The organism is Selenomonas sp. CM52 (assembly GCF_000292955.1).
In the GTDB taxonomy this organism is placed as follows: domain Bacteria; phylum Bacillota; class Negativicutes; order Selenomonadales; family Selenomonadaceae; genus Selenomonas.
In genome coordinates, this window is the sequence record NZ_ALNM01000023.1 from 35,941 (window position 1) to 62,523 (window position 26,583).

General features: G+C 49.9%; 25 protein-coding genes and 1 rRNA gene. 2 read left to right on the forward strand and 24 right to left on the reverse strand.

What is annotated here, in order from left to right:
• Positions 1 to 4: 4 nt before the first annotated feature.
• The 10 genes from HMPREF1153_RS05495 to HMPREF1153_RS05540 form a co-directional block, all read right to left on the reverse strand.
• Entirely contained in the window at positions 5 to 694 is a 690-nt protein-coding gene (locus HMPREF1153_RS05495; RefSeq protein WP_009645922.1) for a hypothetical protein, read from the reverse strand.
• Between the two features lie 72 nt (positions 695 to 766).
• On the reverse strand, positions 767 to 1,342 hold the full coding sequence (gene pyrE, locus HMPREF1153_RS05500) for an orotate phosphoribosyltransferase (protein WP_009645961.1): 576 nt from the start codon (positions 1,340 to 1,342) through the stop codon (positions 767 to 769).
• Complete coding sequence (pyrF, locus tag HMPREF1153_RS05505; protein ID WP_009645944.1) at positions 1,339 to 2,058, reverse strand: orotidine-5'-phosphate decarboxylase; 720 nt, start codon at positions 2,056 to 2,058, stop codon at positions 1,339 to 1,341. The genes pyrE and pyrF overlap by 4 nt, the downstream gene beginning before the upstream one ends.
• A 59-nt stretch (positions 2,059 to 2,117) precedes the next feature.
• Entirely contained in the window at positions 2,118 to 5,348 is a 3,231-nt protein-coding gene (gene carB, locus HMPREF1153_RS05510; protein ID WP_009645954.1) for a carbamoyl-phosphate synthase large subunit, read from the reverse strand.
• Between the two features lie 2 nt (positions 5,349 to 5,350).
• Positions 5,351 to 6,424: a glutamine-hydrolyzing carbamoyl-phosphate synthase small subunit gene (gene carA, locus HMPREF1153_RS05515; protein ID WP_009645921.1), complete on the reverse strand. Its 1,074-nt coding sequence runs from the start codon at positions 6,422 to 6,424 to the stop codon at positions 5,351 to 5,353.
• On the reverse strand, positions 6,421 to 7,731 hold the full coding sequence (locus tag HMPREF1153_RS05520) for a dihydroorotase (protein ID WP_009645920.1): 1,311 nt from the start codon (positions 7,729 to 7,731) through the stop codon (positions 6,421 to 6,423). Before HMPREF1153_RS05520 ends, carA begins: the two co-directional genes overlap by 4 nt.
• Complete coding sequence (locus tag HMPREF1153_RS05525; protein WP_009645951.1) at positions 7,715 to 8,674, reverse strand: aspartate carbamoyltransferase catalytic subunit; 960 nt, start codon at positions 8,672 to 8,674, stop codon at positions 7,715 to 7,717. The genes HMPREF1153_RS05520 and HMPREF1153_RS05525 overlap by 17 nt, the downstream gene beginning before the upstream one ends.
• Positions 8,675 to 8,884: 210 nt before the next feature.
• Positions 8,885 to 10,498 (reverse strand): MBL fold metallo-hydrolase RNA specificity domain-containing protein, encoded by a 1,614-nt coding sequence (locus tag HMPREF1153_RS05530; RefSeq protein WP_037369986.1) that lies wholly within the window; start codon positions 10,496 to 10,498, stop codon positions 8,885 to 8,887.
• Positions 10,499 to 10,524: 26 nt separating this feature from the next.
• Complete coding sequence (locus tag HMPREF1153_RS05535; RefSeq protein ID WP_050992514.1) at positions 10,525 to 11,097, reverse strand: UbiX family flavin prenyltransferase; 573 nt, start codon at positions 11,095 to 11,097, stop codon at positions 10,525 to 10,527.
• A 76-nt stretch (positions 11,098 to 11,173) separates the two neighbouring features.
• On the reverse strand, positions 11,174 to 12,382 hold the full coding sequence (locus HMPREF1153_RS05540; RefSeq protein ID WP_232208211.1) for a VanW family protein: 1,209 nt from the start codon (positions 12,380 to 12,382) through the stop codon (positions 11,174 to 11,176).
• A gap of 198 nt (positions 12,383 to 12,580) precedes the next feature.
• Between HMPREF1153_RS05540 and HMPREF1153_RS05545 the strand changes: the two genes are divergently transcribed.
• Positions 12,581 to 13,924, forward strand: coding sequence for a hemolysin family protein (locus tag HMPREF1153_RS05545; protein ID WP_009645969.1), 1,344 nt, complete (start codon positions 12,581 to 12,583; stop codon positions 13,922 to 13,924).
• A 61-nt stretch (positions 13,925 to 13,985) separates the two neighbouring features.
• Here the strand turns inward: HMPREF1153_RS05545 and HMPREF1153_RS05550 are convergent, their stop codons facing one another.
• The 13 genes from HMPREF1153_RS05550 to mnmA form a co-directional block, all read right to left on the reverse strand.
• Entirely contained in the window at positions 13,986 to 14,249 is a 264-nt protein-coding gene (locus HMPREF1153_RS05550; protein WP_037369990.1) for a late competence development ComFB family protein, read from the reverse strand.
• Positions 14,250 to 14,392: 143 nt separating this feature from the next.
• Positions 14,393 to 15,130, reverse strand: a complete 738-nt coding sequence (locus HMPREF1153_RS05555; protein WP_009645968.1) for an ABC transporter permease — start codon at positions 15,128 to 15,130, stop codon at positions 14,393 to 14,395.
• Complete coding sequence (locus HMPREF1153_RS05560) at positions 15,127 to 15,876, reverse strand: ABC transporter ATP-binding protein (RefSeq protein WP_009645963.1); 750 nt, start codon at positions 15,874 to 15,876, stop codon at positions 15,127 to 15,129. The genes HMPREF1153_RS05555 and HMPREF1153_RS05560 overlap by 4 nt, the downstream gene beginning before the upstream one ends.
• Positions 15,873 to 16,802 (reverse strand): ABC transporter substrate-binding protein, encoded by a 930-nt coding sequence (locus tag HMPREF1153_RS05565; protein ID WP_009645960.1) that lies wholly within the window; start codon positions 16,800 to 16,802, stop codon positions 15,873 to 15,875. The genes HMPREF1153_RS05560 and HMPREF1153_RS05565 overlap by 4 nt, the downstream gene beginning before the upstream one ends.
• 32 nt (positions 16,803 to 16,834) lie before the next feature.
• The gene (locus tag HMPREF1153_RS05570; RefSeq protein ID WP_009645959.1) at positions 16,835 to 17,665 is read right to left on the reverse strand and encodes a hypothetical protein; all 831 of its coding nucleotides are present in this window, start codon (positions 17,663 to 17,665) and stop codon (positions 16,835 to 16,837) included.
• Positions 17,662 to 18,060 carry a DUF3783 domain-containing protein gene (locus HMPREF1153_RS05575; protein WP_009645957.1) on the reverse strand — a complete coding sequence of 133 codons (399 nt, stop codon included), beginning with the start codon at positions 18,058 to 18,060 and terminating at the stop codon, positions 17,662 to 17,664. Before HMPREF1153_RS05575 ends, HMPREF1153_RS05570 begins: the two co-directional genes overlap by 4 nt.
• A gap of 13 nt (positions 18,061 to 18,073) precedes the next feature.
• Positions 18,074 to 18,799 carry an NYN domain-containing protein gene (locus tag HMPREF1153_RS05580; RefSeq protein ID WP_006190981.1) on the reverse strand — a complete coding sequence of 242 codons (726 nt, stop codon included), beginning with the start codon at positions 18,797 to 18,799 and terminating at the stop codon, positions 18,074 to 18,076.
• Positions 18,800 to 18,966: 167 nt separating this feature from the next.
• Positions 18,967 to 20,301, reverse strand: a complete 1,335-nt coding sequence (locus HMPREF1153_RS05585) for an AMP-binding protein (RefSeq protein ID WP_009645924.1) — start codon at positions 20,299 to 20,301, stop codon at positions 18,967 to 18,969.
• Complete coding sequence (locus HMPREF1153_RS05590) at positions 20,298 to 21,440, reverse strand: thiolase family protein (protein WP_009645950.1); 1,143 nt, start codon at positions 21,438 to 21,440, stop codon at positions 20,298 to 20,300. Before HMPREF1153_RS05590 ends, HMPREF1153_RS05585 begins: the two co-directional genes overlap by 4 nt.
• 1 nt (position 21,441) lies before the next feature.
• Positions 21,442 to 21,990, reverse strand: a complete 549-nt coding sequence (locus tag HMPREF1153_RS05595) for a biotin transporter BioY (RefSeq protein WP_009645929.1) — start codon at positions 21,988 to 21,990, stop codon at positions 21,442 to 21,444.
• A gap of 53 nt (positions 21,991 to 22,043) precedes the next feature.
• On the reverse strand, positions 22,044 to 22,625 hold the full coding sequence (locus HMPREF1153_RS12130; protein WP_009645932.1) for a hypothetical protein: 582 nt from the start codon (positions 22,623 to 22,625) through the stop codon (positions 22,044 to 22,046).
• A gap of 129 nt (positions 22,626 to 22,754) precedes the next feature.
• Positions 22,755 to 23,873: a hypothetical protein gene (locus tag HMPREF1153_RS05605; RefSeq protein WP_009645947.1), complete on the reverse strand. Its 1,119-nt coding sequence runs from the start codon at positions 23,871 to 23,873 to the stop codon at positions 22,755 to 22,757.
• A gap of 98 nt (positions 23,874 to 23,971) precedes the next feature.
• Entirely contained in the window at positions 23,972 to 25,030 is a 1,059-nt protein-coding gene (mnmA, locus tag HMPREF1153_RS05610) for a tRNA 2-thiouridine(34) synthase MnmA (RefSeq protein WP_009645936.1), read from the reverse strand.
• 78 nt (positions 25,031 to 25,108) lie between these two features.
• On the opposite strand from mnmA, the gene HMPREF1153_RS05615 reads away from it, so the two are divergent.
• On the forward strand, positions 25,109 to 26,368 hold the full coding sequence (locus HMPREF1153_RS05615) for a tRNA(Met) cytidine acetate ligase (protein ID WP_009645938.1): 1,260 nt from the start codon (positions 25,109 to 25,111) through the stop codon (positions 26,366 to 26,368).
• Positions 26,369 to 26,386: 18 nt separating this feature from the next.
• On the opposite strand, the gene rrf is transcribed toward HMPREF1153_RS05615, so the two are convergent.
• A 5S ribosomal RNA gene (gene rrf, locus HMPREF1153_RS05620) occupies positions 26,387 to 26,503 on the reverse strand.
• Positions 26,504 to 26,583: the final 80 nt, after the last annotated feature.

The window sequence follows — 26,583 nt, forward strand, 5'->3', positions numbered from 1 at the left end:
CCTCCTATCCTTGTTGTTCCGTTGCCTTTTGTCGAATATCTTGCAGACGTGCAGCAAGATGATGTTCCAGCTTTGTGGCGAGTCCTGCAAGATCGTGTGAATCAAAAAGGTAATTGATTTCAGGAATGCCATGCACCCTTCCCTCACCGAAAAATTCATCGCGAAAAATATTGTAATAAATGACGAAGTTGCTCGCGATGGAAAAGTCAGAATAATCCAAGATGATATACGAGCCATTTGTGATTTTCAACGGCTTTTCCGGCGCAATGAACAGCTCGAAGCCCTCCAATTCAGTGGGAAGGCTTTTTCCGTATTCCCATTCCATAATTTTTTTCTTGCATACGATGCTGCTGATGGTCTTCGGGTCGAATGTAACCAGTTCCACAAGCAGCTTTCTCAAATGCTCATCAAGGCGTTTTTCAAAAGCAGCAATATTCGGAGCGATAAACTCGATGCGGCAAAAGTTCGTCAGACCGATCTGCACGCTCAGCTTATATTCCTTCGTTTCTTCATGATAATATGCCGAAGCGGCACGATGCATGGCGTTGTTCTCATAGGAAAACAACGCATATATGTCCTCCTCGACATGCATATCCCTTCGATAAGAAAACCCTTCAAGCATTGGAGGAAGTCGTTTCAGATATACCCAATCACAAACATCCGTTTCAACTTGTTGAATAGTTTCTTCTTTCAAAACAGTCTCCCAGATCAAAATACGCGAAGAAGACAGGAGGCGCCGCCGCGCTCCTGTCTTCTTCCGTCACAGTTATTTTCCAGTCCTGCCGCGCTTCGTCAAAGGCGTCCCCTCTTTGCAGAGCGGGCATTCCTCCGGCGCGTACGCTTCGACATCCATGTGCAGAAGCGCCGTACAAGGCACCCCGTCGAATTTCACCTTGCCGTTGCTGCGATCTACAAGCATGGCTACAGCCACGGGAATCCCCCCGAATTCGCGCACCACATCGATGACTTCTTTGATGGAGCCGCCCGTCGTGACGATGTCTTCTACAATCAGGACACGCTCCCCTTTTTTCAGCGAGAAACCACGACGAAACGTCATTTTTCCATTCTCACGTTCCGTGAAAATGGCTCTCGTGCCAAGCGCTTTTCCTGTTTCGTGCGCCAGGAGAATACCACCCGTCACAGGACCTACAACCGTATCAATATCCTGATCCGTAAATTTCTCCGCCATCGCTCTGCACAGAAGTTCCGTATATTTCGGATGCTGCAGTACATTGAACTTCTCCACATAATGCGGACTGTGCAGTCCCGAGGTTAGGAGAAAATGCCCATGCATGATGGCATTGGTCTTTGTCAGCAAGTCCTTGACTTCAGCTTCCGTCATGACTTCACGCTCCCCATTTCCTTCAGGATGTTTTCCGCAGCATGTTTGGGATTGAGCGCCGAACGAATCGGACGTCCGACAACGAGGTGCGTGGCGCCGCTGCTCAGGGCAATTGCCGGCGTCGTGATGCGGCTTTGATCGTTGATGGCTGTGCCTGCGGGACGTACTCCAGGCGTGACAATCAAAAAGTCCTCACCGCATGCCTGTCGAATGGTTTCCGCTTCCATCGGCGAGGAGACGACGCCATCAAGACCTGCTTCCTGCACGAGCTTTGCCATATGAACCGCCTGATCGTCGAGATCCATATCCGGCCACATCCTGCTCCAATCCTTCAAGCTGATGCTGCTCAAAATCGTCACGGCGACAAGCTTTGGCCTTTCGATGCCGAGCTTTTCTGCCTCATCCTTGACCGCTTCGAGCGCCTTCTCCATCATGACGAGGCCACCCGTAGCGTGGACGTTGATCATATCGACGCCCAGATGCGTCAAGACGCGCAGAGCATTAGCAACCGTATTGGGAATATCATGGAGCTTGAGATCGAGGAACACCTTCTTGCCCTTGTCCTTAAGGTACGCGATCACCTCGTCGCCCATGCTGTAAAAAAGCTCCATGCCAACCTTGTAGAATCCCACACTGTCGCCCAGAGTTTCGACAAGGTTATGAACCTCATCCATGGAATGAACATCCAAAGCTACAATCAATCGTTCATCTGTCATTTCCTATCCCTCCCACTTTCTCCCATTGTACTATAAAACTTTGCTGCCGACAAGACGACTCACGCGAGGTCGTCGCCGCCGCCGACATAATCCTGCAATGCCAAAGCATAGACAAGACGACGCTGCTGCATGAAGGAGAGCACGCGAAGCACTTCCCACGCCGTATCCAACGAGGTCAGGCAGACGATGCCGTGTTCCACCGTCGCACGGCGAATCTTGAAGCCGTCACGCGCAGAACCCTTGCCTTGCGTAAGCGTATTGACAACCATTTGAATCTGACCGGTCTTGATCATCTGGATGATGTCCGTACTGCGCTCATGCACTTTTCCCACCACATCTGAGTCTATTCCGACGGATTGTATGGCACGCGCCGTTCCTTCTGTCGCAGCAATCTGGAAGCCCAGCTCGGAGAAAGCCTTCGCCAGTTGCTTCAACTCCTCTTTGTCCTTATCTGCAACAGTGAAAAGGATGCGGCCGTTCTTCGGCATGTTCATGCCTGCGCCCGTAATCGCCTTGTAGAGCGCTCGTGCGTAGTGATAGTCGATTCCCATGACCTCGCCCGTAGATTTCATCTCCGGTCCGAGGGAAATATCGACATCCTGCATTTTGGCAAAGGAAAATACGGGAGCTTTGACGGCAACGTACGGTTTGGGCGGCACAAGACCGGAGAAGTAGCCCATCTTCTCCAAAGAGTGCCCCATGGCTGCACGCGTCGCCAAATTGACCATCTTCACATCCGTGACCTTGCTCAAAAAAGGAACGGTGCGGCTCGAACGCGGATTGACCTCGATGACATAGACCTCATCGTTGACCACGACGTATTGGATGTTGAGCAGCCCCTTGACATGGAGGTTCAATGCCAGTCTCTTCGTATAGTCGATGATGGTGTAAAGAACACGTGCGGGAAGCGTCTGCGGTGGATAGACGGCGATGCTGTCACCCGAATGGACGCCGGCGCGCTCGATATGCTCCATGATGCCTGGGATGACAACCGTCACACCGTCGCATATACCGTCAACTTCGACTTCCGTTCCCTGCATATAGCGATCAACGAGAACGGGATGATCGGGCGTGACCTTGACCGCGCGGTTCAAGTAGTCGCGCAGCTCCTCTTCCTTGTAGACGATCTCCATCGCCCTGCCGCCGAGGACATAGGACGGTCGCACCATGACGGGATAGCCGATGGCAGCGGCGCCTTCGACAGCAGATTCCACATCGGTGACGCTGATTCCCTTGGGGCAAGGAATGTTCGTCTGGCGCAGCACTTCTTCGAAGCGCTCTCGATCCTCCGCATGATCGATGTCGTCCACGGAAGTTCCAAAGATATGCACGCCCGCCTTTTGGAGCGATGCAGCGAGATTGATGGCCGTCTGCCCGCCGAACTGCACGATGACGCCTTCCGGCTGCTCCTTGTCGACGATGTTCAAGACGTCTTCCGTCGTCAACGGTTCAAAGTACAGGCGATCGGAGATGTCAAAGTCCGTGCTTACCGTCTCCGGATTGTTGTTGATGATGATGGCTTCATAGCCCATCTCTCGCAGCGCCCATACAGAATGCACAGAGCAGTAGTCGAATTCGACGCCCTGTCCGATGCGGATGGGGCCTGAGCCGAGGACGATGATCTTCCTCTTCGTCGTTTCCGTCTGCACTTCATCTTCCTGCGCATTGAATGTCGAGTAATAATACGGCGTCATTGCTTCGAACTCTGCCGCACATGTATCGACCATCTTGTAGCAAGGCAGAAGTTTCATCGCCTTGCGCATCGTGCGGATTTCATTCATCGTCTTGCCTGAAAGTTCCGCAATGGACGCGTCGGAAAGTCCGATTTTTTTTGCTTCTATGAGATGTTTTGGGGTAATCTCCTCTTGCATGAGCCGTATCTCGACGTCAGCGATGCGCTTGATCTTGCGCAGAAACCACCGGTCGATTTTTGTGATATCATAGATTTCGTCTACATCAGCTATGCCTCTGCGGAATGCTTCGGCGATTGCGAAAATGCGTTCATCATTGATTTTTGACAACGATTTTCTGAGCTTCGCGTCGCTCCAATCGTCCATCTCAGGCAGGTGCAGACGCTTTACGCCAATTTCCAGCGAGCGTGCCGCTTTCAGGATAGCGCCCTCAAAATTGCGGTCGATGGACATGACTTCGCCCGTCGCCTTCATCTGCGTGCCGAGGGTGTGATCGGCGAAAATGAATTTGTCGAACGGCCAGCGCGGAAACTTCACTACACAATAATCAATGGACGGCTCAAAGCACGCCTTTGTCTTCTGCGTCACGGCGTTCGTGATTTCATCGAGTGAATAGCCGATGGCAATTTTGGCGGAAACTTTCGCAATGGGGTATCCCGTCGCCTTCGACGCCAACGCCGAGGAACGGCTGACGCGCGGATTGACCTCGATGACATAGTAGCGATCACTGTTCGGATCGAGTGCATACTGCGCGTTGCAGCCGCCTTCGATATTCAGCTCACGGATGATGCGGAGCGACGCACTGCGCAGCATTTGATAGTCATGATCGGAAAGCGTCTGCGTCGGCGCAACGACAATGCTGTCTCCCGTATGAACACCGACGGGATCGAAGTTCTCCATGTTGCAGACCGTGATGCAATTGTCATTGCCGTCACGCATGACTTCATACTCAATTTCTTTCCAACCAGCAACGCTGCGCTCGATGAGCACCTGGCCGATCATGCTGTACTTAAGTCCCTTGATGACCGTTTCGACAAGTTCTTCTTCGTTTTCGGCAATGCCGCCGCCCGTGCCGCCCATCGTGTAGGCAGGGCGCACGATCAGCGGATAGCCGATCTCGTTGGCAAACCCGACAGCCGATTCCACATCCTCGACAATCGTGCTCTCCGGAATCGGCTCTTTGAGTTTCTGCATCGTTTCCTTGAAAAGCTCGCGGTCTTCCGCCTTCTTGATCGCCTCAAGGCTTGTTCCCAAGAGTTCGACATGATATTTTTCCAGCACGCCTTTTTCGGAGAGTTTGACGGCAAGATTCAGACCGGCTTGCCCGCCAAGGGTAGCAAGAAGTCCGTCGGGCAATTCTTTGGCGATGATTTCCTCAAGGAACTCCACCGTCAAAGGCTCGATATAAACGCGATCGGCAATATGCGTATCCGTCATGATCGTTGCCGGGTTGCTGTTGACGAGAACGACTTCAAGGCCTTCTTCTTTCAAGGAGCGGCATGCCTGTGAGCCGGCATAATCAAACTCTGCCGCCTGTCCTATGATGATCGGACCAGACCCTATGACCATGACCTTTTTCAAATAATCTTTTTTTGGCATGGTTACTTTTCCTCCTTGAGAAGTGCGCGAAACTGCTCAAACAAGTAGCGGTTGTCCGTCGGCCCTGGCGACGCCTCGGGATGATACTGCACCGTGAATACGGGAAGCTCTGTATGGCGCAGTCCCTCCACCGTCCCATCGTTTACGGCGCGATGCGTGACCTCCAGCGGCAGTCCCTGCAGAGACGATTCATCGACGGCAAAGCCATGATTCTGCGATGAGATGTGCACGCGGTTCATCGCCAAGTTTTTGACGGGTTGATTCGAGCCGCGATGACCGAATTTCAATTTATATGTATCGGCTCCCATGGCGAGCGCAAAGAGCTGATGCCCGAGGCAAATGCCGAAGATGGGCTTTTTGCCGATGAGCTTTTTGACTTCTGCGATGATGTCCGGCACATCCTTGGGATCGCCGGGACCGTTGGACAGAAATACGCCATCTGGATTCATGGCAAGTATTTCTTCCGCCGATGTTTGTGCCGGCACAACGGTGAGATGGAAGCCAAATTCATGCAGGGAGCGCAGGATGTTCTGCTTTATGCCGAAATCCATGACGACGACCCGCAGCGCATCCGCACTGTCCGCGGCCATGACATACGTTTCTTTTGTCGTCACCGTTGCCACAACGTCCTTTTGAATTTCTCGGGAAAGCATCCTGTTGATTTCCTTTTGCGTTGTGTTTTCCGGCACGATGACGCCCTTCATCGCACCGGCAGAGCGAATGTGGCGCGTCACAGCGCGCGTATCGACGCCATGCAGGCAGGGCACGCCCTGCTCGCGCAGGAAGTCCGCCAGCGCTCCTTCCGACTGCCAGTTGCTGCCGACATCACAAAGCTCCGCTATAATGAAACCGTTGACAAAGGATTTGCGCGATTCCATGAAGCTTTTCGCCACGCCATAATTGCCGATCAGCGGATACGTCAAGGTCACAATCTGGCTGCAATACGACGGGTCGGTCAGAACCTCTTGATAGCCCGTCATGCCCGTATTGAATACGACTTCGCCGAATGCTTTCGCTTCATCCAGCAATTCACCGGAAAAGGCGCTGCCGTCCTCTAAAATCAAATTCCCCTTCATCCGACATTCTCCTTTTTTGAGGCGAGGACATTTCCATCGCGCATCACAATGCGGCCATCGACCACCGTCATCACCGCTCTGCCTTTCAGGCGATGCCCAACATAAGGCGAGTGCGTGCCGCGCGTATAGAACTTGTCGGCATCCACCACCCACTCTTTTTCAAGATCGATGACCGTGATGTCCGCCGGCATTCCCGCTTCCAAACTGCCTGCGTTCAAGCGAAACAATGCAGCAGGCGCTGAAGTCATCTTGGCAATGAGCGTAGACAAATCCATTTTCCCCTTGTGGTAAAGCTCTGTCAGCAAAAGCCCCAACGTCGTTTCAAGACCTGGAAAACCGCTCGGCGCATACATGTATTCCCGATCTTTTTCCTCCTCGGCATGCGGCGAGTGATCGGAAACGATGATGTCGATCGTGCCGTCCTGAAGCGCCTCAAGCATGGCGTCGACATCCTTCTGCCCACGCAGCGGCGGATTGACCTTGGTGGAAGAATCCAGCGGATTGACACAGGCATCCGTCAGGATGAGGTGATGCGGCGTAACTTCCGCCGTGACCTTGACGCCGCGCCGCTTCCCTTCGCGCACAAGCTCGGCAGAACGTGCCGAACTGATGTGCGCAACATGGACGGGCGAATCGACATATTCTGCAAGCAAGATATCGCGCGCCACAGCGATATCTTCCGCCACGGTCGGACGCCCCTTCATGCCGAGCATCGCGCTGCGATGCCCTTCGTTCATGACACCTTCTTCGATGAGCGAGAGTTCTTCATCATGATCGATGATGATCTTATCAAACTTTTTCAGATAATCCATACCATTCATCATGACCTTGGCAGATTTCACATAGTGTCCGTCATCGGAAAACGCCACAGCTCCAGCGAGACTCATATCGCCCACTTCTGCAAGCTCTTCGCCCTTCTGTCCCTTTGTCAGTGCACCGATGATTTCGATGTGAACGAGGCCGACCTCTTTCGCCCGCGTCTGCAGACTGCGCACCAAGGCGGCGGTGTCTACGACAGGGCTTGTATTCGGCATAGTGGCGACCGTCGTGAAGCCTCCTGCAGCCGCCGCCTTCGAGCCGGACAGGAAATCCTCTTTCGCTTCCTGCCCAGGCTCACGCAGATGCGTGTGCATATCAATGAGGCCGGGAACGAGAACCTTGCCGCTGACATCGACGATTTCGGCCTCTTCATCCACCACATTCTTGTCAACCTTTTGAACAATGCCGTCCTCGACGAGAATATCCAGTTTTTCATCTACGCCATTCTTCGGATCTACGACGCGACCGCCCTTAAAGATCTGCTTCATTCTGCTTTCCTCCCATCAATGCCAGAGCCAGGAGCGCCATGCGAACTGCCACGCCGTTCTGCACCTGCTCCTGTATGGCGGAATGGCTGCTGTAAGCTACACGCGGTGATATTTCCAGTCCCTTGTTCATCGGACCCGGATGAAGTACAAGCACATCCTCCTTAGCAAGCTTCAGCCTTTCCTCATTCAAACCGAAGATGCGTGCGTACTCGCGCATGGAAGGAAAAAGACCTGCTTTCTGCCTTTCAAGCTGAATGCGCAGCACATTGATGACATCCGCATCGCGGATGGCGTCTTCTATACACTCATGCACAAAGATTCCCGGTTCTTCTTTGAGAAAACGCGGCAGCAGTGTCTTCGGTCCGGCCAGATGAACCTCCATCCCCATTTTGCGCATGCCCCATAGATCGGAGCGCGCCACGCGGCTGTGCGAAATATCGCCGATGATGGCGACCTTCAGCCCTCGCAAGGTATTCTTGTACTGCAAGATGGTGAACAAATCCAACAAGCCCTGTGACGGATGTGCATGCGCTCCATCGCCCGCATTGATGATCACGGGCGACACAACCTGTGTCGCATAGGCCGCCGCACCTTCAGCCTTGTGGCGCATGACGATGGCGTCAACTCCCATGGCTTCAACCGTCAGCAGCGTATCGCGCAGACTCTCCCCCTTGACGATGCTGCTCGTCCCCGCTGTGATATTGACGACATCAGCGCCGAGATACTTGCCCGCCAACTCGAAAGAGGAGCGCGTCCTCGTGCTCGGCTCATAGAACAATGTGACGATTGACTTTCCTCGCAATGTGGGAAGTTTCTTGATATCCCTGTGGATCACATTCTTCATGCCTTTGGCAGAATCAAGGACAAGCTGGATTTCCTCCGGTGAGAAATCTTCCAGTCCTAAAATGTTCTTGCCGCGTAATGAAACAGGATTCTTGCTCAAGCGAATCACTCCCTAAGTGCTTGTAAGACAAAAAGCTTTCTTATGCAAGGCATAAGAAAGCTTTTTTGCATGGCAACGATGCGGTTCATGCCGCCGCACCCTTATGGCTTCCTTTATCAGCCTCACAGGACCAATTTCAAAGGACATTTCTATACACTTTATTCGACTTGAATCTTATCACATGTCCTCTGCGCTGTCAACGAAAACCCCTCAGAGATTGAACGTCGCAAAAAGCTTCTTCATATAGTTCCAGCCCTTCTGCACCGTGCGGACGACAACCTCCATCTGCTGCGGATTGCGCACAACGTACTGCAGCAGGCGACGTCTCTGCTGGCGATAAGTGGAATCAACCGTGCGCAGGAAGTCCTCCATTTCCTTTTCGACGGAAACTTCTGGCAGATGAGACTCATGAATCTCATGTTCACGCCCCGTCATGACGATGGAATCACCAAAGAACGGAATATATGTCTTGAGCTTGAATCGCTTCTCGATTTGCTCGGCAAGCGACTCCGAAGCGGACGGCTCACCATGAACGACGAATACGCGCGCGGGATTCGGCTCCTGTATGGGCGCGAGCCAATCAAGAATCTGGTTCATATCTGCATGAGCGGAGAACCCTTCCAACATTTGAATATTGGCTTTGACTGCGATTTCCTCGCCCATGACCTTGACTCGCTTCACGCCGTCGATGAGGCGTCTGCCCAAACTGCCTTCCGCTTGGTATCCGACAAAGAGAATCGTCGACTCCGGTCGCCAAAGGTTGTGTTTGAGATGATGGAGAATGCGCCCGGCATCTGCCATGCCGCTCGCCGAAATGATGACGGCGGAGCTCGCCTGCGAATTCAAAGCCCGCGATTCTTCTGCAGTCTCGCAGATGCGCAGATGCGGCATTTGCGGCAAGCCGCCGCCGTGCTTCGCCAACAGCTCTACCGTCGTCTCGTCAAACTCCTGCATGTTTTCCATGAACACGCGCGTAGCAGCAATCGCCATGGGGCTGTCCAATATGATGGGAACATCCTCCATGCGCCCTTCCTTCCAAAGCTTATAAAAATAATAGAGCAAGGTCTGCGTGCGTCCGACAGCAAAAGCTGGGATGATGAGATTGCCGCCGCGCTCCATCGTGTCCTGCACGGCTTCCAGGAGGGCTGCTTCCTTATCGTAGAATTGATGCAGGCGATCACCGTATGTCGACTCAAGCAGCAGATAATCCGCCCCTTCGATGATCGTAGGGTCTTTGATGATGGGCTGATCGGGCTGACCTAAATCGCCGGAAAACACGAGCTTCGTCTTCTTCCCGTTCTCTTCCACGTACATTTCCACGATGGCAGAGCCAATGATATGACCGGCATCACGAAAGCGCACTTCGATGTTGTTTTCTACGCGAAACAATTCGTTGTAAGACTTCGGCACAAAATGCTTCAGCGACGCTTCTGCATCTTCCATCGCATAGAGCGGCTGAATCAGCGTATCGCCGCTGCGCTGAATCTTGCGGTTCAGAACCTCCGAATCGTGCTCCTGTATATGGGCGGAATCCGGCAGCATGATATGCGCCAACTCGCAGGTCACTTTCGTCGCATATACAGCCCCCTTGAAACCCTCTTTATAGAGTTTCGGCACAAGACCGCAATGGTCGATATGTGCATGTGTCAAAATCACGCAGTCGAGTTCAGCAGGATTGAAGCAAAACTCCTTGTAATTCAACTCGCGTATGCGGCGACCGCCTTGAAACATGCCGCAGTCCACCAAAACTTTCCGCTCCTCGCTCTCCAGCAAATAGCAAGAGCCAGTAACTGTATGAGCAGCCCCTAGAAATGTCAATTTCACTTCGCTTCACTCCTCTGCATCATCTCTCAAAGTCCCTGCCACGGACGATATGCCTTTGCCATAAGCCCGAAAGGGGCAAGCAGTCTTGCCGCTGCTTGCTGCACCATGTCTTCTATGGTTTTAGGTTGATTGTAAAACACCATCATAGGCGGCACGATATGAACCGTCGGCAAAAGCGACAACTCATGCATATTGCGCAAATGAATCGGACTCAATGGCGACTCGCGAACCGCGAGGACAAGCGTCCTCTTTTCCTTGAGCATCACATCCGCCGCTCGCAGAAGGAGATTGTCGGCGTATCCGCCATGTATGCCGGCGAGCGTTTTCATTGAACAAGGCACGATGAGCATACCTGCCGTAAGGTAAGAACCGCTGGCAGGCCCCGCACCGATTTCGTCAATCTCAAAAGTTTCATCCGCAAGTTCAGCAACATCGGACACTTTCATTTTTGTTTCATGCTGAAGCGTGAGCTCTGCCCCACGAGTCATCAGCAAGACAGAAGAAAAACCCTCCTCCTTGCGAATGAATTTTAGGCATTCAATCAAGAGCGGCAAGCCGCTCGCTCCAGTGGCTCCGACAATGATTTTTTTCTTTTCCATAAGCATATTTCCTCATTGCGATAGTGAAAGAAGGATTCTGTTGGTCTCACTGTCATCGGTATTCCCTTGCAGCAATCTACGAATAAGAATCCGTATGCAGGTATTCCCTCTCGACGACCTGCCCGTTAGCACTGTAAATGCGATATACCGAAGGTCGCCTGCTTGAGCCGACCGTTTCAATAGAGATGTGCTTCCCTTGAAGATCTGCCTGCGTACCAAGCACTTGCACCGTAATTTTTTTGCCATCTGCACTTGCTAAAATATAAACATTATGCGGCAGAGGATTCATGAATTGAAAATCAATCAAATCATCCGCCACCGTCGCGTCAAGCCCCGGAGGACAATACGAAGACGGAATGAAATGCGAAAACCTCTCTGTCGGATTGAGACCTGCCAAGAGAATCGCATTGTAAAGCGTCGAACTGACCTGGCAGACGCCGCCGCCAATGCCCGGAACGGACTTTCCGTTTATCAAAACCGCAGCATTTTTATAGCCGGCATTTGCGGTACGCGTTCCCACGATGTTGTTGAAAGAGAAGTTTGCTCCGCTGCGAATCAGGACGCCGTTGAGCTGCTGCGTCGCTATGGCAATATTGTCCCCACGCGCACCGTGACGATAATACGTCGTATAAGTTCCAAGCACGGCATTGACGTTGGCGACATCCTCCGTACGGACAAACGGGGGATTTTCCTCCAAAGGCAGCTCGATGTTTGCCGCCTGCATTTCTTTCAGCGGTTTATCCAACGCCTTCAATGAGGCGGCTATGTCGAGTTTCTTCCCCGATTTTCCCGGAATGTGGTGAATCGCTCCGTTGGTGCTGATTTCACATGCTGCATTGACCGGTTGAACGAGGAGTTTTTCCGCTATCCCTTCCAATTTCGCCTGCAGGAGCGATTCGTCATAACTTGCCGTAAAAGGAATATTACATCCATAAATAGCATTCTTGATCTGCGTCACTGCCTGTAATACAAACGTCCCCTCACGCCCGGAATTATAGGCCTCCTCTGCAGCAGCAGCCGCAGCAGGTTGCAGGTTCACTTCCTGCGGTTGTATTTTCCACACAGCGCCGTTGCTTCTTAAAGAAACCGTCTGACTGGCAAGCTTCTTCTTCCCCAACTGCGTAAAATACTGCTCCGCCTCCTTCTGCGTCAAGCCAAACAAGGAGCGCCCCTCACTCTGCACTCCATAGAGGATGCGTCCGCGGCAGGAAGTATGATACGCGAAAATGCCACTCGCCAGCAACGTGAATATAACAAGCAAGGATACTGCAAGGATGAAATTCAATCGAGAAAATCTCATCGTTCATTTTCGCCCCTTCAAATAATAATATAAAATCCATTTTATTTATTTCGGTGTTCATTCGATTATTCCTGCTCGAGAGATTGTCAAGCCTTAATCTTTGCGGAAGCATGGATAAGATTTGCCGCAATATGGTATAATAGGCGTATCACTTTTATATTCAACAAAGGATGGTGTCCCCTCTTGGATAGTCCAGATTTGCCGCTGCTTATCCTTCTGACCGTTTTTCTCGTATCGGCAAGCAGTTTTTTTGCCTTGGCGGAAACCGCCATCACAGAAAGCCACAAGAGTCGTCTGGAAAAGCTCGCCGATGACGGTGATAAAAATGCGGTTGCCGCTTTAACGATTTTGGAAATGCCTGAGAACGTCCTCTCCGTCGTGCAAATCGGCATCACGCTCACAAGCATACTGCTCGGCATTGTCATCGGCAGTGCGATTGCCCCCCTCTTGGAGGAAGTTCTCCATTTCCTTCCCTACGCGCATACGATCGCATTCGTCTTGAGCACGATTGCCATATCTTATTTTACGCTTCTCATGGGAGAGTTTCTTCCCAAGAAAATCGCTTGGCAAAATCCAGAAAAGTATTTGCAGCGTTTTCACCGCTGGCTGCATGTCCTTGAGTACATCACGCGCCCTGCAGTATCGTTCCTTTCCAATTCAGCAAATTTCCTGCTTCTCTTAGTTGGCATCAATCCTCATGTAACCGACACAGTTACGGAGGATGAAGTCAAAGATTTGATCGAACAAGGTACCGAAGAGGGAACATTTGAAAAAGCAGAGCAGACAATGGTTGACAATATCTTCCATATGAGCGATCAAACGGCCTACGCCTTGATGACGCCGCGCACGCAGATGTTCTGGATCGATCTCGAAGATTCCATAGAGCACAATTTGCGGCTCATCAAAGAAAATCCCGAAACCATCATTCCGGTGGGACGTGATAGTCTTGACGATTTCTGTGGCATACTCCATGCCAAGGATCTTCTCGATGCCTGTCTGGAGAAGCGGCCGATTGAATTATCCCCTTTCATCCGCCAACCGCTCTTCGTTCCACGTTCCATGGAAACGTTCCGCGTGCTGGAAAAATTCCGTGAAACGGGTGTGCATGCGGCCGTCGTGCTGGATGAATACGGCGGCGTTATCGGTTTTCTTACCTTGACGGACATCATGAACGAAATCATCGGAACATCCTTCGACGCCGACGAAATCGACGCACCGCAGATGATTCCACGCGGCAAGGATGCTTGGTATATGGATGGACTGTTCTCAATCGACGACTTCAAAGAGAAATTTGATATTGACGTGCCTCTGCCCGATGAGGATAAAGCGCATTTCCAAACGATGGGAGGTTTCCTGACCTCTTACTTTGGCTACATTCCCAAAGAAACAGAAGTTTGTCAGTGGAATGATTTTACGTTTGAAATTGTCGACATGGATCGCGCGCGCATTGACAAAATTCTAGTCACGCATCGAAGACGACCCAAAACAAACGAAACAGAAGAAAACACTGTGACAAGAGCGCACTGAATAAAAAAGCGATGCCGTTTCAAACGACATCGCTTTCTTTGTGCCATAAATTCATACGCATTCAGTGACGCGGCATCTTGTGTACAATCTGTATCGCCTTGGCAATCTCTTGAATGATAAACGCCTTGTCCACCGGATCCATCGTCGCGATTCTTGCAAACAAATCCCCTTTATGCGTAGATACGTACTTGGGCGGAAGATGATTGAGGGCAAGCGCCATGATGTCTTCCTTGCATTTTTCGCAGGAGCAGCAATCGGGATACATACGCAAAACAGCATCGATATTCTGCTGAACGAATTCTTCCATGGTATTTCTGATCGGCATATCTCACCCATCCTCAAGATGCTAAACTTTCATAAGTAAATTCTTTCTAATCAAATTATACAACAAGCAGCGCATCTTGTCACTCTTTATGGATAATTTTTCAAATTTCAGGACTGTCGCCCTCTGCAATAAGACTGAAAGACTTATTTATATTGCCATCGGCAAACTCTCATCTCGATAAAATCAAGCATGGAGAAGAGCAGCAGTCCGAGCAGACTGAGCACAACGATTCCTGCATACATCTCCAAATAATTGACACGAAGCCATGCGTCCATGATAAAATATCCCAAACCATATTGCGAACCGAATGTCTCCGTAAAAAACAATACGGAAATCGCCGTCGCCATGGCAACGCGCACAGCTGTAATGAATTTGGGCAAAGACGCCGGCCAAAGGACATGGCGAAAAATGGAAAAAAATGACGCCCCTAAGGAAAGAAGGGGCATATACGCCTCTTGCGGAATCGCACGCACGGCATCGCGCACGGCGATGATGACTTGGAATACGATGATAAGAAAGAGCATCAAGACTTTGGACATCTCCCCCACGCCGGCAAGCAGCATGAGAATCGGCAGCAAGGCGATTTTCGGAACGGGATACATCAGATAGACAAAAGGAGAAAAAATACGATCAGCCCTCGCTGCATATCCCATAAAAATCCCTATGGGGTAGCCAATTCCTACAGCAAGGACAAGACCCAGTGCAATTCTTCCCAAACTGTAAATTGCATGAATGGCAATTGAGGATAAAAAGATGCTCTGCAAACAGGAAACAACACTCCATGGATTTGGCACAATCGGCAATGCAAGAAAAGAAGATAGAATCCACCAGACAAAAAACAGTATGGCGGCAGCGCCAATGTAAACAACAGTACGCTTCATGCCCGACGCCACCTCTTCTTAATTTGCTCACGCAAATAACAGCTCATACGAAAAAATTCTACTTTATTTCGCTGGTCGATACAGCCAAAAAGAGGATTATCCAACACCTCGGCAATGCGCCCAGGAGCGTCGGCAAGAATCACGATTCTCTGTCCAAGGTACAGCGCTTCCTCCACATAATGCGTAACGAGAACCGTGGTCACATGCTGCTCGTGCCAAAGGGATAGGAAAACCTCCTGCATCTCTTCGCGCGTGATAGCGTCCAGTGCCGAAAACGGTTCATCCATCAAAAGCACATCGGGACGAAGCAAAAAGGCGCGTGCCAAGCCCACGCGCTGTTGCTGCCCACCAGACAGTTCTTTTGGATACCGTTCACTGAATGCATCGATGCCCAGTCGCTGCATCATGGAAGCGGTCTCTTTCTCCCGCACCCCTTCATGACGTATCCTCCCGCCAAGTTCGACATTTTCACGCACGGTTTTCCAAGGCAGGAGTCCGTAGTTTTGAGGCATGAATCCGACGCGCTGCCGTTTCGGGTCAACAGGGACTCCATCGATCATCGCAGTCCCATCATAATCGTGCAAAAGACCGGCAATGATTTTTAGAAGCGTCGACTTCCCACACCCGGAAGGACCTATGACAGAGCAAATCTCCCCTTTTTCTACATGCATATTGATATCGTGCAACACTTGCATGCATTTTTTATCGACACGATAACCGTAGGACAGGTGCTGCAAATCGATCATGGCTGCAATAAATCGAGCACGAGATCAGCGTACCCGTAGGAATTCTTAATCAGTTCCTTGCCCTTGAGCCAGGCAATGCAGTCCGTAACGTCATTCTCCTTGGGCAGTGCTGCCGTGTGATAAACGGGCAAAACGAGAGCTTCTTTCGCCGCTGGTGGAAATCCGCTCTTTTCTACTACGAGGTCGATATACTCGGTACGCTCCGTGCTGTTGAGATAAGCTACAGCCTTGTTGTAAGCGCGGTACATCGCTTGGATTTCTGCCCGCTTTTCCTTCGTGCTTTTTTCCGTAAACAATATGACGCCAGGGTTGATACCGAGTTCATCCGATCCAGTGATGAATCGGCATCCGTTGTGAACAGCAACGCTTGCCATTGGCTCCGGCAGAGTGGCCGCTGCCAGCTTACTGCTCTGCAAAAGCTCCAAGCGCGTCGGAATCTGCGGAATAACGACCTTCGCTATATCATCACCGGACATCGAGTTGCTTTCAAGAATATGATCTGTCACATATTCGATGATCGTATTGCGAGAAACAGCGACCTCCTTACCAGCGAGTTCCTTGACAGAAAGCTTTTCCGCCCCAGGCGCTGCAACAAGTTTGTAACTGCCGTCCGTCATGGAAGTAACCTTGACGTCGAAGCCGCCATCCTTGGCAAACGCAACGGCGAGCAGATCGGAAACAGCTCCATCAAGATTGCCGCTCTGCAAAGCAGAATCTCTGTCCATAGCACTCTTGAACGAGTGCAGTTCCACATTCAGTCCCTCTTCTGCAAAATATCCTTTTTCCTGTGCAATAATGAATGGAACGGAATCCGTATCAGGCATGAGACCGATGTTCAGCGTACCAAGCTCTTGTTTGCTTCCGCCGCCGCAGCCGGCCGTAAGGAACAGAAGCGGCAAGAAGAGAAAGGCAATGATTTTCTTCACGTTCATCCTCCTTTTGTATCTTGAAAAGCGCGTCAGCGAAGAATCTGACGCAGCATATCAGCGCCCTCGTTCACATAATGAAAGATCTGACTGATCGTCCCTTGATTTTTCTCATACGTATCTTGTGCAACCGTTTTCAAGCGATCTGCCTGATCTTTCATTTCATTGACATTGTCAAGCTGTTTGTCCACTTCATCAAGAACAGCTTGAGCATCCTTGATGGATTGTTGTACCGAAGCGATATCCAGATTTGTCTGCTGAATTTCAGCGGCATTCTTCTCATTCGCTTCCTTGCGCTCCTTTTCCTTTCCCGTGACCTTGTCCACCCAGCCGCCGACAACCGTTCCCTTGTCCTTTTCCTGCTTGATGCGTTCCGTGCGCCCGGCAGCGCGCTGCGCCTTTCGTTCAAGTTCCAGCTCTTTTTCTTCCAGCGCTCTTTTCTGCTCCGCTATGCTCGCCCTTTGCTTCTTTAGAGAGTCTTCGCGTGCAGCAAGTTCCTGCTGACGCATTTCAACCTGCTGCGCCTCCTTGCGGCCGTCCTCAAGAGCTTGTTCATGATTGCGAAACATATCGGACAAAAGAAACCCACAAAAAAGAGCCACCGCAAAACAAGCGGCAAAAATCAGCCCCTTGCGGAATCTGCTTTGCCGCCTATTTCCAGACTCTGCAGCATCCACCCTCTGATTCTCCATTTTTGATGTGAGCGGCGGAAGCTCCCGCACCGTCCCCTGCCTCGAAAAAATAGGAGAAGCATCTTGGGACAAAGGCGGCAGCTCCTGCGTATCGTCCAGCTTCCTGCCATCTGACGTATTTTTCTCCTTGCGCACAAGAACGCTCGTCCGATCGAGATCGTCGTACCTCATTCCGAATTCTTATCCCTTTCCATCATATAAGCATGTTCTTTATGCATGGTTCGGCACAGTCGTGCAAGCGTCCAATGCAGATTGAACGGCGTCGTCACCGCCTTGAACTTTATATGTGCAATGCCCGCATCTTTCAAAGCTCGAAGAACCTGATCGAGCCGCTTGCCTTTGATATTATGAAAAACTGCCGTCTCATAAGGAAAATCAAAGGCTTCTTCCTCCGAAGTCCCCGGCTTGAAGCCCTTCAAGGCAAATAAGAAGCCAATGCGTTGATGCCATGCTCCTGGTTCTAGAACGCTCGCCTGGATTCTCAACTTGCGCAAAACCTCTTGAATAGCCAACGCAGCCTCATCGGAAAATTGGTAGAGCAGAACACTCTCTTCTTGCTTCTTCACGCTCCACCTCGCCTCAGTCGTTCAAACCGCGCATCAAAAGATATGTCACAAGCTGTTCCATATCAACATCTTCATGACGCTTTTTCTTCTGCAGCTTGTCAAAAAGAGATTTGGGCAAGCGCACTTGCAAAATATTCTTCCCTGCGAGAGAAAGCTGCTTGTCAGACTCCTTCGCCGCATCTTCTTGATTTTTCTTCGCTTGCTTCTTCTGCTGTTTTTTGTCCGCCTTGCCTCCTGCTTTCTGCTTGTCCTTTTCTTCCGGCGCGTCTTGCTCCTGCGCCTTCGCTTTCTTCTTCTTGACAGGCGGATAGCAATAAAACTCATCATAAGCATCACGCAGAGACTGACTCGCCTGCTCTGTTCCCACGCCGATGATGTGACACGGCGTGTCGCTTTCGCGCAGCATCTGAGCAATCGCTACGAAATCGGAATCCGTCGTCACGATAAGAAAGCGGCGCACGCCCTCATCACGCAGGATTTTCGCCATGTCGAACAATGCGTAATCCAGTGAATTCTTGCCATCGACCTTTCGATCAATCTGGCGGAAAGTAAGCCCCTTGCGAGACATCAAGCGATTCCACCGCTTCTGCTCGGGGTGCTTTTCCCAATCGGAGACAACGATCATACGGCAAGGAAAAAATTTCCGTGCCTTCCCCAAAGTAAAATCCAGCATCTCAAAAGGCGCATTCTCAATATCGTAAAGAACAGCCACCGTCTCTGTACTTGAATCAAATGTCATCAAAAATAAAACCTCGCAATTTCATAATGATTAACTCCATTAAAGAAGCACGGAATCTATCCATCCTTCCTTAATGGTACAAATATACTCTTTCTTAATTTTATCCATTTTATCATACTTGTGAATGGATTTCCATGAAATATTGCGTTGATCGTCTCCATTCCTAGCTATTTTCTGATTTCCTTCAACAATAGGTCTTTTGCCAGTTTACCACGATCGTTGAGCGGAATTTCTGCAAGAAAATATATCTTTTTCGGCATCTCAACAGGCAAAAGTGCGTTGCGCACCATACGACGAAGTTTCTTTTTTTCAATCCCATCAGAAGGCACAAGAAATGCGACAATGTCTGCACCTCGCACCTCATCCTCCACCGGAAGAACAACTGCCTCACGAATGCCTGCAACAGCCTTAATCTTCAATTCCACACGCTCCAGACTGATTTTGAAACCACCTTTGTTCACCCATGCCTGTTCGCGTCCCTCGAAAATCAATTCGCCTTGCTCATTCATATATCCCTTGTCGTGCAAAGTAAATGGTAATGTGATGCCACTTACATGAAAAGGCGTATTTACATAAATCAATCCGTCCGCAACAGAGATGTCCACTCCTGGAAATGGTATTCCAACATTCCTCGGATCACGCGTACAGTCTCTGCAGTGCGCATAAGTGATGTAATTGAGTTCACTTGCTCCATAGTATAGGACGATGGAAGCATTTGGCAGTTTTCTCTGCAACAAGCGTAAGAGCGACGCAGAGATAATTTGAGACCCCGTAAACAAAGACCTCACACTCGAAATGGCAACCTTAATAGCTTCTACCAGAAGACGTAGTTTTGCAGGAACAAGATAGATGATGTCTGCTGTATGTTTCTCCATTAAAGCAATCCATAATTTCACGTTCGTGCATTCACTCGTACAAACAGAAGCACCTATGAATAGTGCGGCGAGAAAAGCATTGAGGTTACCAGTAAAACTCAGGCTGCCATGAAAGAAAAGGCAAGACGTTTCTTTCAATCCAAAGATTTCATTTTGCACCGGGAAAAATCCCGCCCAACTTTCAAACGTACGATACATGACCTTTGGTGTGCCTGTCGTTCCTGAACTCAAGACCCCAAGGCAATCGGGATATTCATGTTGTCGAGCTTCATAAGGAAAACGTTTGTATGATAGACCTTCAGCATTTAAGATAAAAATTCCCTGCAAGTCATTCGTTTTTGCAATATGTTCTATATCTGATTCGATGAGACCATGGTGCAGCAAGATCGGACGAGCATTAAATTTCTGCACAGCAAAGAAGAGCAGCGCCTGGTTGAGAAAAGATTCAGCAGAAACAAGTACATCGGCACTCTTTAGGTCATCTTTTATAACGCGCGAAAGGTGTTGTGTCATTCTCTCAATTTTTGTGAAAAAAGCACGATAACTGTATATTTCTTCACCAATGTAAAGAAATGGCTTCTCTGCATAAGAAATCGACCGCTCCTTGAGCAATAGATAATAATTCATTCACAAACCTCCAACAGGATTGCTTCTCCGACGCCTCCAGCACCGGCAATGGAGAGAAGACCATAACCTCCGCCATGTTTCTTTACTGCCTCAATCAGGTGTAGGAGAAGCACCGCTCCCGATGCACCGTAAGGATGTCCATAAGCAAGCGCACCACCAAATGTATTATACCGTTCAACAAGCTTTGGGTATCGCCGCGCAAAGAGAACGTCTATGACAGCAAATGCCTCATTGAATTCAATCGCTGCCATATCCTCATAGGAAAGTCGCATTCTCTCCAAAAGTTGATCGGCAGCCTGCATGGCGCCACGCGGACTGTAAAGCGGATCGCCACCTGACATTTCCATCGCCAAAAGTCGAACTTTTGGTTTCTTTTCCATTTTTGTCAGATATTCTTCAGAACAAAGAAGCGCGAGTGCCGCACCGTCGTTCGTTCTGCATGATGTTCCAGCTGTCGTAACCCCTCCCGTGCCAAAGAGAGGTGGCAATCGCTTGAGAAAGTCGAAACTCATCGTTTCTCGTATGCCATCATCTTTCGACAAGCCTGCAACAGGAAAGATAAGTTCTTGCAGACTGCTTTCACGACGTGCAGCAGCGGCCCGAGCATGACTTCTTACAGCCCATTCTTCAAGCTCTGTACGGCTCACTTTCTCTTCCTTTGCTGTCCGTTCCGCCCCTCGCAACATGGCATTTTCGGTAAGCTCTTTCGGTGAAAACTGTGCTGCCATATATTCGCCATGCGGAAATAATGCATGGCGCTCATCTGTCTCAGCATAACGCCGCACAGGCTGCAAGGAGCGACTTTCCATGCCGCCCGCAACATAAAGATGTCCTTGTCCACTGGCAAGTCGCGAAAAAGCAAAATCCAACGAAGCCGCCGCTGAAGCACATTGCATATCAATCGTCACAGCAGGCACGCGTTCATCTATGCCCGCCAACAGCGCCGTCAAGCGAGCCAGATTCCCCCCTGTTCCTACAGCATTACCGCAAAAAATGGCATCCACCTCGTTGATGCTATATTGTTTCAACAAGGCGCTCAAAAGTTCTGCTGTGAAACATTCCGGACGTAAACTACGGAAATGTCCCCCATGCTTTGCAAGCGGAGTTCGCAAACCGCCGAATATGTAAACATTTTTCATATCATTCGCTCTGACGGAAAATTTTGTTGAGTTTTACACCCAGAAATGCAGCCAAGGCAGCCTTCAAGACATCTCCTGGAATGAATGGAAAAACTGCCATAACGAGAGCCTGCCAAAGACTGACATCCATCAAAAGCATCATGGAAGTTAATCCCCCGATATATGTGATGGGAATACCAACAAAAACGGCTGCCGACATGAAACGCTTAAACGAATTTCCCGTCCCCTTGAGCCAACTGACAATCGGGTAGGCAATAACAAAAGCGATGATGAATCCCCCTGTAGGGCCGAGAAGTTTTCCCAAACCTGACGTACCGCCGACAAAGACGGGCAGACCAATGCACCCAAGTAGAGTGTAGACGCAAAGCACCACAAACGTTTCTCGCGGTTTCAAGATAAAAGCTGTAAGATTCATCGCAAGCGTCAAAGCTGTGATCATCGCCGTAGTAAACGGCAACGGGATGGAAATATACGCGGCGACACAGCAAAGCGCCACACAAAGTGCCATCTTTGTTATCTTTTGCACAGACATCGTATCTTCTTGTTTCATACTTTTCAAACCTCACTTCTTTTTAATGTTCTCTGTAGTCGGAAATGCAACCTTCAACCATGTCTTGCATCGGAGCATTCACTCTTCCATAGACGATAAAAGAATTTTCGTTCTCCCTTCACCACCGCTAAACATCCATCCTTCTCTGGCAAGAAATGGAGTTCTTCCCCGCAGTAGAGTGGATGAAAAAAGCGTATTTCCACCTGCCGCGTCATAGGCCGCTCTGTTAAAAGTTTCTGTAAAATCAGCATCCCGGGTACAATGGCAGGCTCTTGACGATGTATGCTGTTTTCATCACCCGCCGCTGCAACAAAAGAAAGAACCTCTGCATAAGAAAAACATCGCCACGTTGTTCCAGTATTTTTCAGCATCCTCTCCTTTTTGGGTACTCTTTGCGATTTTTCAACGCCCTCTTTTCCAAGTATGAGACTCACGGAGATTTCTCCCATCAAAGGTTTCTTTGTTTCACAGCATGCCATTTTCAAAAAACGGTTTCCATGTTTTTGAAAGTGTACTCCATATTCCGCCTCTGGACGCGGCTCTTTTCTCCAAGAAATCTTGGCAATTCTTGCACCTTCATATTCGGCAAGATGCAGTTCTGCCATCATGCGTGCAAGATGCAAAACACTCTCCATCCATTCACCTCCAAAAGTTCAGTAAACTCATTATAGATAAAGCATCTTCTTTCGTCAACCTTTCGTAAGAATCAGTTGACAAAAGAGCATGCAAAAAGCCGCCGATTACGGCGGCTCTCCCATGGATTCCTATTGCAGTTCCGTCATGCTTTCCGATGTTTCATTTCCTGTTGGTTTTTGCTGCGGTTGTGGAACGGCATTCGATTGTCCCGACATGTGGCGTGCAAGCGCAGCTGCTTCGTTTTCCAGTGTCTTTGCCTGTTTCAGTTTCGCCTGCGCCTCGCGGATGGTCGCCGCCTTCTTGTCGTCCAGCCATGCTGCATACCCAAGGATGTAAGCAATGCGCATATCACAGCTGCGCAGACGGAGATGGTGTAGCGTATCCGCCATGGGCGGCACTGTGAGGTCAGACAGCTCAGCTTTGCGCTGCGTCCAGTCTGCCGCGGCCTTCTCCAGCATGATGGTCTTCAATGCCTGACGCGTTGCATCATTGCCAAGAGAGCCTTTCTGCAAAGTGCTGCTGAATTCCTGCTCGATCTCCTGCACTGATTTTCCGTGAGCATCTATGATGGCCTGAGATTTAGCAAGATAATCTGCCAGTATCGCATCGTGCGCCTTGGCAATCATCGCAACGAAATCATGAAGGTTCTGTATTTCCGTCACGCGCCAGACGCCATCTCCGCCCTGCACAAGCTTCACTTCAAAAATGAATTCCTCACCAATATCCGCCTGATAAACGCGTACGCCGGCGCGTGCCGTTCCCGTCTCCCGATCCGTTGCGACGTAATCAATGTTGCGGAACTGTATCGTCTTGAGTCCGATCCTCGTAAGCACCATATCAAGGCTCATCGGATCTTGCGTCTCCGATGCCGTCCCACTGTTTTTCCATTCGCCATTTTCAACGTAATACTGCACTTCCGTACGCAGTGTCAATGCCAAAGGCGCCTTGAACATCTGCACGAAACCATTCATAGCCGCCTTGGCGTCTCCGGACATCGGACGATCCGTATCAATCATAGCCTGAATCAATGTTTCCGTAGAGTTGCCCAGCAAAGCATCTAAATCAACGTATTTCTCGAATGTTTGCCAATCATGCTTTTCAAAGGACATTCTGATTTTTTCCAGCCCATACTCCGGCGTTTTCGTATAATAGAAAAAATACCATGCCCCGCAGCCGCATGTTGCCAAAAGCAGCAAGAATATCGCAAGAAAGAAACGCATCTTCTGCGACTTGGAAAACATCGCCATAGATTCACCCTCCCAAGATTACAAAGCGATAAGGCCTTTTCCTTATTATGCAACAAGAATAGCGTTTTCGCAAGAAAAACCCTTGAAATATGCCGCGTTCATGTCCGCGACTCAATCGTTGCCCCGCCTACAAGGCGCTCTCCGGAATAAAAAACAACGGATTGCCCCGGCGTAACAGCTCGCTGTGGTTCAAGAAAGGATACCTTGACCGCCCTATCCTTCAAAGGCAAAACATTCGCCTGCACCTCACGACTGCCGTAACGAATCTTGGCATGAACCGAAATCTCTTGTGTCGGTTCTTCCATCAGCCAATTCACATCGCTTGCAAAAAGCGACGAAGCATAAAGTTCCTCATTTTTTCCGACAATCACGCGATTATTTGCCTCATCCAAAGCAATGACATAGAGAGGATGTGCCGCCGCTATGCCAAGCCCCTTTCGTTGCCCAATCGTATAAAAAGGAAGACCTCTGTGCTGCCCGAGAATTTTTCCCTGCATATCGACAATATCTCCTGCGTGAAAACGGTTTGGCCTGTGCTGCGACAAATACGCTTTGTAGTCATCTTTCGGTACAAAGCAGATCTCCTGACTCTCTGCCTTATTGGCTACCGGCAGGGAAAGTTTTTGGGCAAGGGCTCGCGTTTCTTCCTTTCTATAGCTTCCAAGAGGAAAGCGAATATGCGATAATATTTCCCGAGACAAACGATAAAGGACATACGATTGATCTTTTTTTTCATCCCTTCCTTTTTTTAAGGCAAAGGATCCATCCGCTTCTTTCTCTACACGGACATAATGTCCCGTGGCAAGAAAATCTGCACCTTTTTCTCTCGCAAACGAAAGAAGCTCCCCAAATTTCAAGAAGCGATTGCAAATCACACAAGGATTCGGCGTGCGCGCCATCAAATATTCCGTCAAAAAATAATCAACGACCTTATCGGAAAAAAGCGTACGAAAATCTGCCACCACATGCTCTATGCCAAGAAAATCCGCCACGCGCCTTGCGTCTGTCGCCGCGCTGGAAACACCGTTCATCTCACGACTATCATCGGAAAGCCGCATAGTTATGCCGAGCACCTCATACCCTTGCTCCTGCAAAAGAGCTGCACAAAGCGAACTGTCCACGCCTCCGCTCATCGCTACCGCTACTTTTTTTTTCATCCATTGCCTCCTGAAAACATCTGCAACATGCAATTCTATGGTACACTAAGAGAACTATCCATACAAGGAGTTGATTCCATGAATGTCATCGGCATCATCGCAGAATACAATCCCTTTCATAACGGGCACATTTACCAGATTGGAACCATACGCGCGAAATATCCCAAAGCCCGCATCGTCGCATTGATGAGCGGCAGTTTCACACAGCGCGGCTGCCCGGCGATTCTCGATAAATGGCAGCGTGCCAGCCACGCCGTTTTGAGCGGCATCGATCTCGTACTCGAACTGCCGGCGGCCTTTGCCGTGCGCAGCGCACAGAATTTCGCACATGGAGGCGTATCGCTGCTCTCGCGCTTGGGTGTCGTTGACGGTCTTGCCTTCGGCGCAGAAAGCCCTCTCGCCTTGCTTCAATGCGCAGCGGATTCATCGAAGAGAAGCGATGTGCAGGAACTGCTCCATGCATACGTACAAAAAGGTCATTCCTATGCCGCTGCATTAAGTCATGCCATTGCCCAAAGCAGCGGTATAAACGAAGCTTTCCTCAAGCAGCCGAACAACATCCTTGCCTTGGAATACCTGCGCGCCTTGAATTGCTGCGCCGCTTCGATCGAACCTTTTGCAGTGGCAAGAATCGGCGCCGCTTATCATGATGAAGAACTCCATGACACGTATGCCAGTGCAAGTTCCATTCGCCGAGAAATCCAAACCGCCGCACCGCGAAGAAACCTCCTGGCGAAAGTTCTTCCTGCAAACAGCATGGAAGCCTTATTCGAAGCGCATACGGAAGAAGCTATACCAGAAATCAATCTGCTTTTTCGTCCGCTTCTTGCTCAGCTTGAACATTATACTCTGGAAAATTTACAAGAAATCTATGGTATAAATGAAGGGTTTGAAAACAGACTGCTGCACGCCGCTTCTCATTGCCTCACCATGAAAGAACTTCTCGATGAATGCCGCAGTCGTCGTCATCCGCAAAGTCGAATCCAACGGCTCATATTCCACATCATGCTGCACCTTCGTCGACAGGATATTCATAAATTTGATGAGAATGGACCTCTCTATGCTCGTATACTCGCATTCAATCGTGCAGGAAAAAGCTTGCTGCATGAAATCAAGCAGAGAAGTTCGCTTCCTCTCATAAGCAAGACAAGTCATTTTTTGAAAGACGCCGCGTTAAAATATCCGCCAGAAAAGCGAACGACTTTGGAAAACATGCTCGCACTTGACATTCATGCCACAGAAGTGCGCCGTCTTTGCCTTCCGCAAATCGCAAAACGCGGCGAGGACTTCCAACGCTCTCCGCTCTTCATTTCAGATAAGAGAAAAACGCCTGCATGAGCAGGCGTTTTTGAATTGAACCAGCAGCTTTCTATCCTCCCAGGTCGTCTCCAACCAAGTACTTTCGACGTATGAGTGCTTAACGACTGTGTTCGGGATGGGAACAGGTGGAACCACTCAGCTATCGCCACTGGATTTCTTTGTTGAGGTAGCGGTCAACGTCAGCCAATCATGCGGCGCGCTTCGCGCTTGCATTCTTGGGACGTTTTCGCATA

Coding starts and splice junctions, on each gene's coding strand:
- pyrE (WP_009645961.1), bottom strand. CDS start 1,342: ATGACGGAAGCTGAAGTCAAGGACTTGCTGACAAAGACCAATGCCATC.
- pyrF (WP_009645944.1), bottom strand. CDS start 2,058: ATGACAGATGAACGATTGATTGTAGCTTTGGATGTTCATTCCATGGAT.
- carB (WP_009645954.1), bottom strand. CDS start 5,348: ATGCCAAAAAAAGATTATTTGAAAAAGGTCATGGTCATAGGGTCTGGT.
- carA (WP_009645921.1), bottom strand. CDS start 6,424: ATGAAGGGGAATTTGATTTTAGAGGACGGCAGCGCCTTTTCCGGTGAA.
- HMPREF1153_RS05520 (WP_009645920.1), bottom strand. CDS start 7,731: ATGAAGCAGATCTTTAAGGGCGGTCGCGTCGTAGATCCGAAGAATGGC.
- HMPREF1153_RS05535 (WP_050992514.1), bottom strand. CDS start 11,097: ATGGAAAAGAAAAAAATCATTGTCGGAGCCACTGGAGCGAGCGGCTTG.
- HMPREF1153_RS05550 (WP_037369990.1), bottom strand. CDS start 14,249: ATGCCGATCAGAAATACCATGGAAGAATTCGTTCAGCAGAATATCGAT.
- HMPREF1153_RS05555 (WP_009645968.1), bottom strand. CDS start 15,130: ATGAAGCGTACTGTTGTTTACATTGGCGCTGCCGCCATACTGTTTTTT.
- HMPREF1153_RS05560 (WP_009645963.1), bottom strand. CDS start 15,876: ATGATCGATTTGCAGCACCTGTCCTACGGTTATCGTGTCGATAAAAAA.
- HMPREF1153_RS05570 (WP_009645959.1), bottom strand. CDS start 17,665: ATGAGGTACGACGATCTCGATCGGACGAGCGTTCTTGTGCGCAAGGAG.
- HMPREF1153_RS05580 (WP_006190981.1), bottom strand. CDS start 18,799: ATGACATTTGATTCAAGTACAGAGACGGTGGCTGTTCTTTACGATATT.
- HMPREF1153_RS05585 (WP_009645924.1), bottom strand. CDS start 20,301: ATGAATTATTATCTATTGCTCAAGGAGCGGTCGATTTCTTATGCAGAG.
- HMPREF1153_RS05590 (WP_009645950.1), bottom strand. CDS start 21,440: ATGAAAAATGTTTACATATTCGGCGGTTTGCGAACTCCGCTTGCAAAG.
- HMPREF1153_RS05595 (WP_009645929.1), bottom strand. CDS start 21,990: ATGAAACAAGAAGATACGATGTCTGTGCAAAAGATAACAAAGATGGCA.
- HMPREF1153_RS12130 (WP_009645932.1), bottom strand. CDS start 22,625: ATGGAGAGTGTTTTGCATCTTGCACGCATGATGGCAGAACTGCATCTT.
- HMPREF1153_RS05605 (WP_009645947.1), bottom strand. CDS start 23,873: ATGGCGATGTTTTCCAAGTCGCAGAAGATGCGTTTCTTTCTTGCGATA.
- mnmA (WP_009645936.1), bottom strand. CDS start 25,030: ATGAAAAAAAAAGTAGCGGTAGCGATGAGCGGAGGCGTGGACAGTTCG.
- HMPREF1153_RS05615 (WP_009645938.1), top strand. CDS start 25,109: ATGAATGTCATCGGCATCATCGCAGAATACAATCCCTTTCATAACGGG.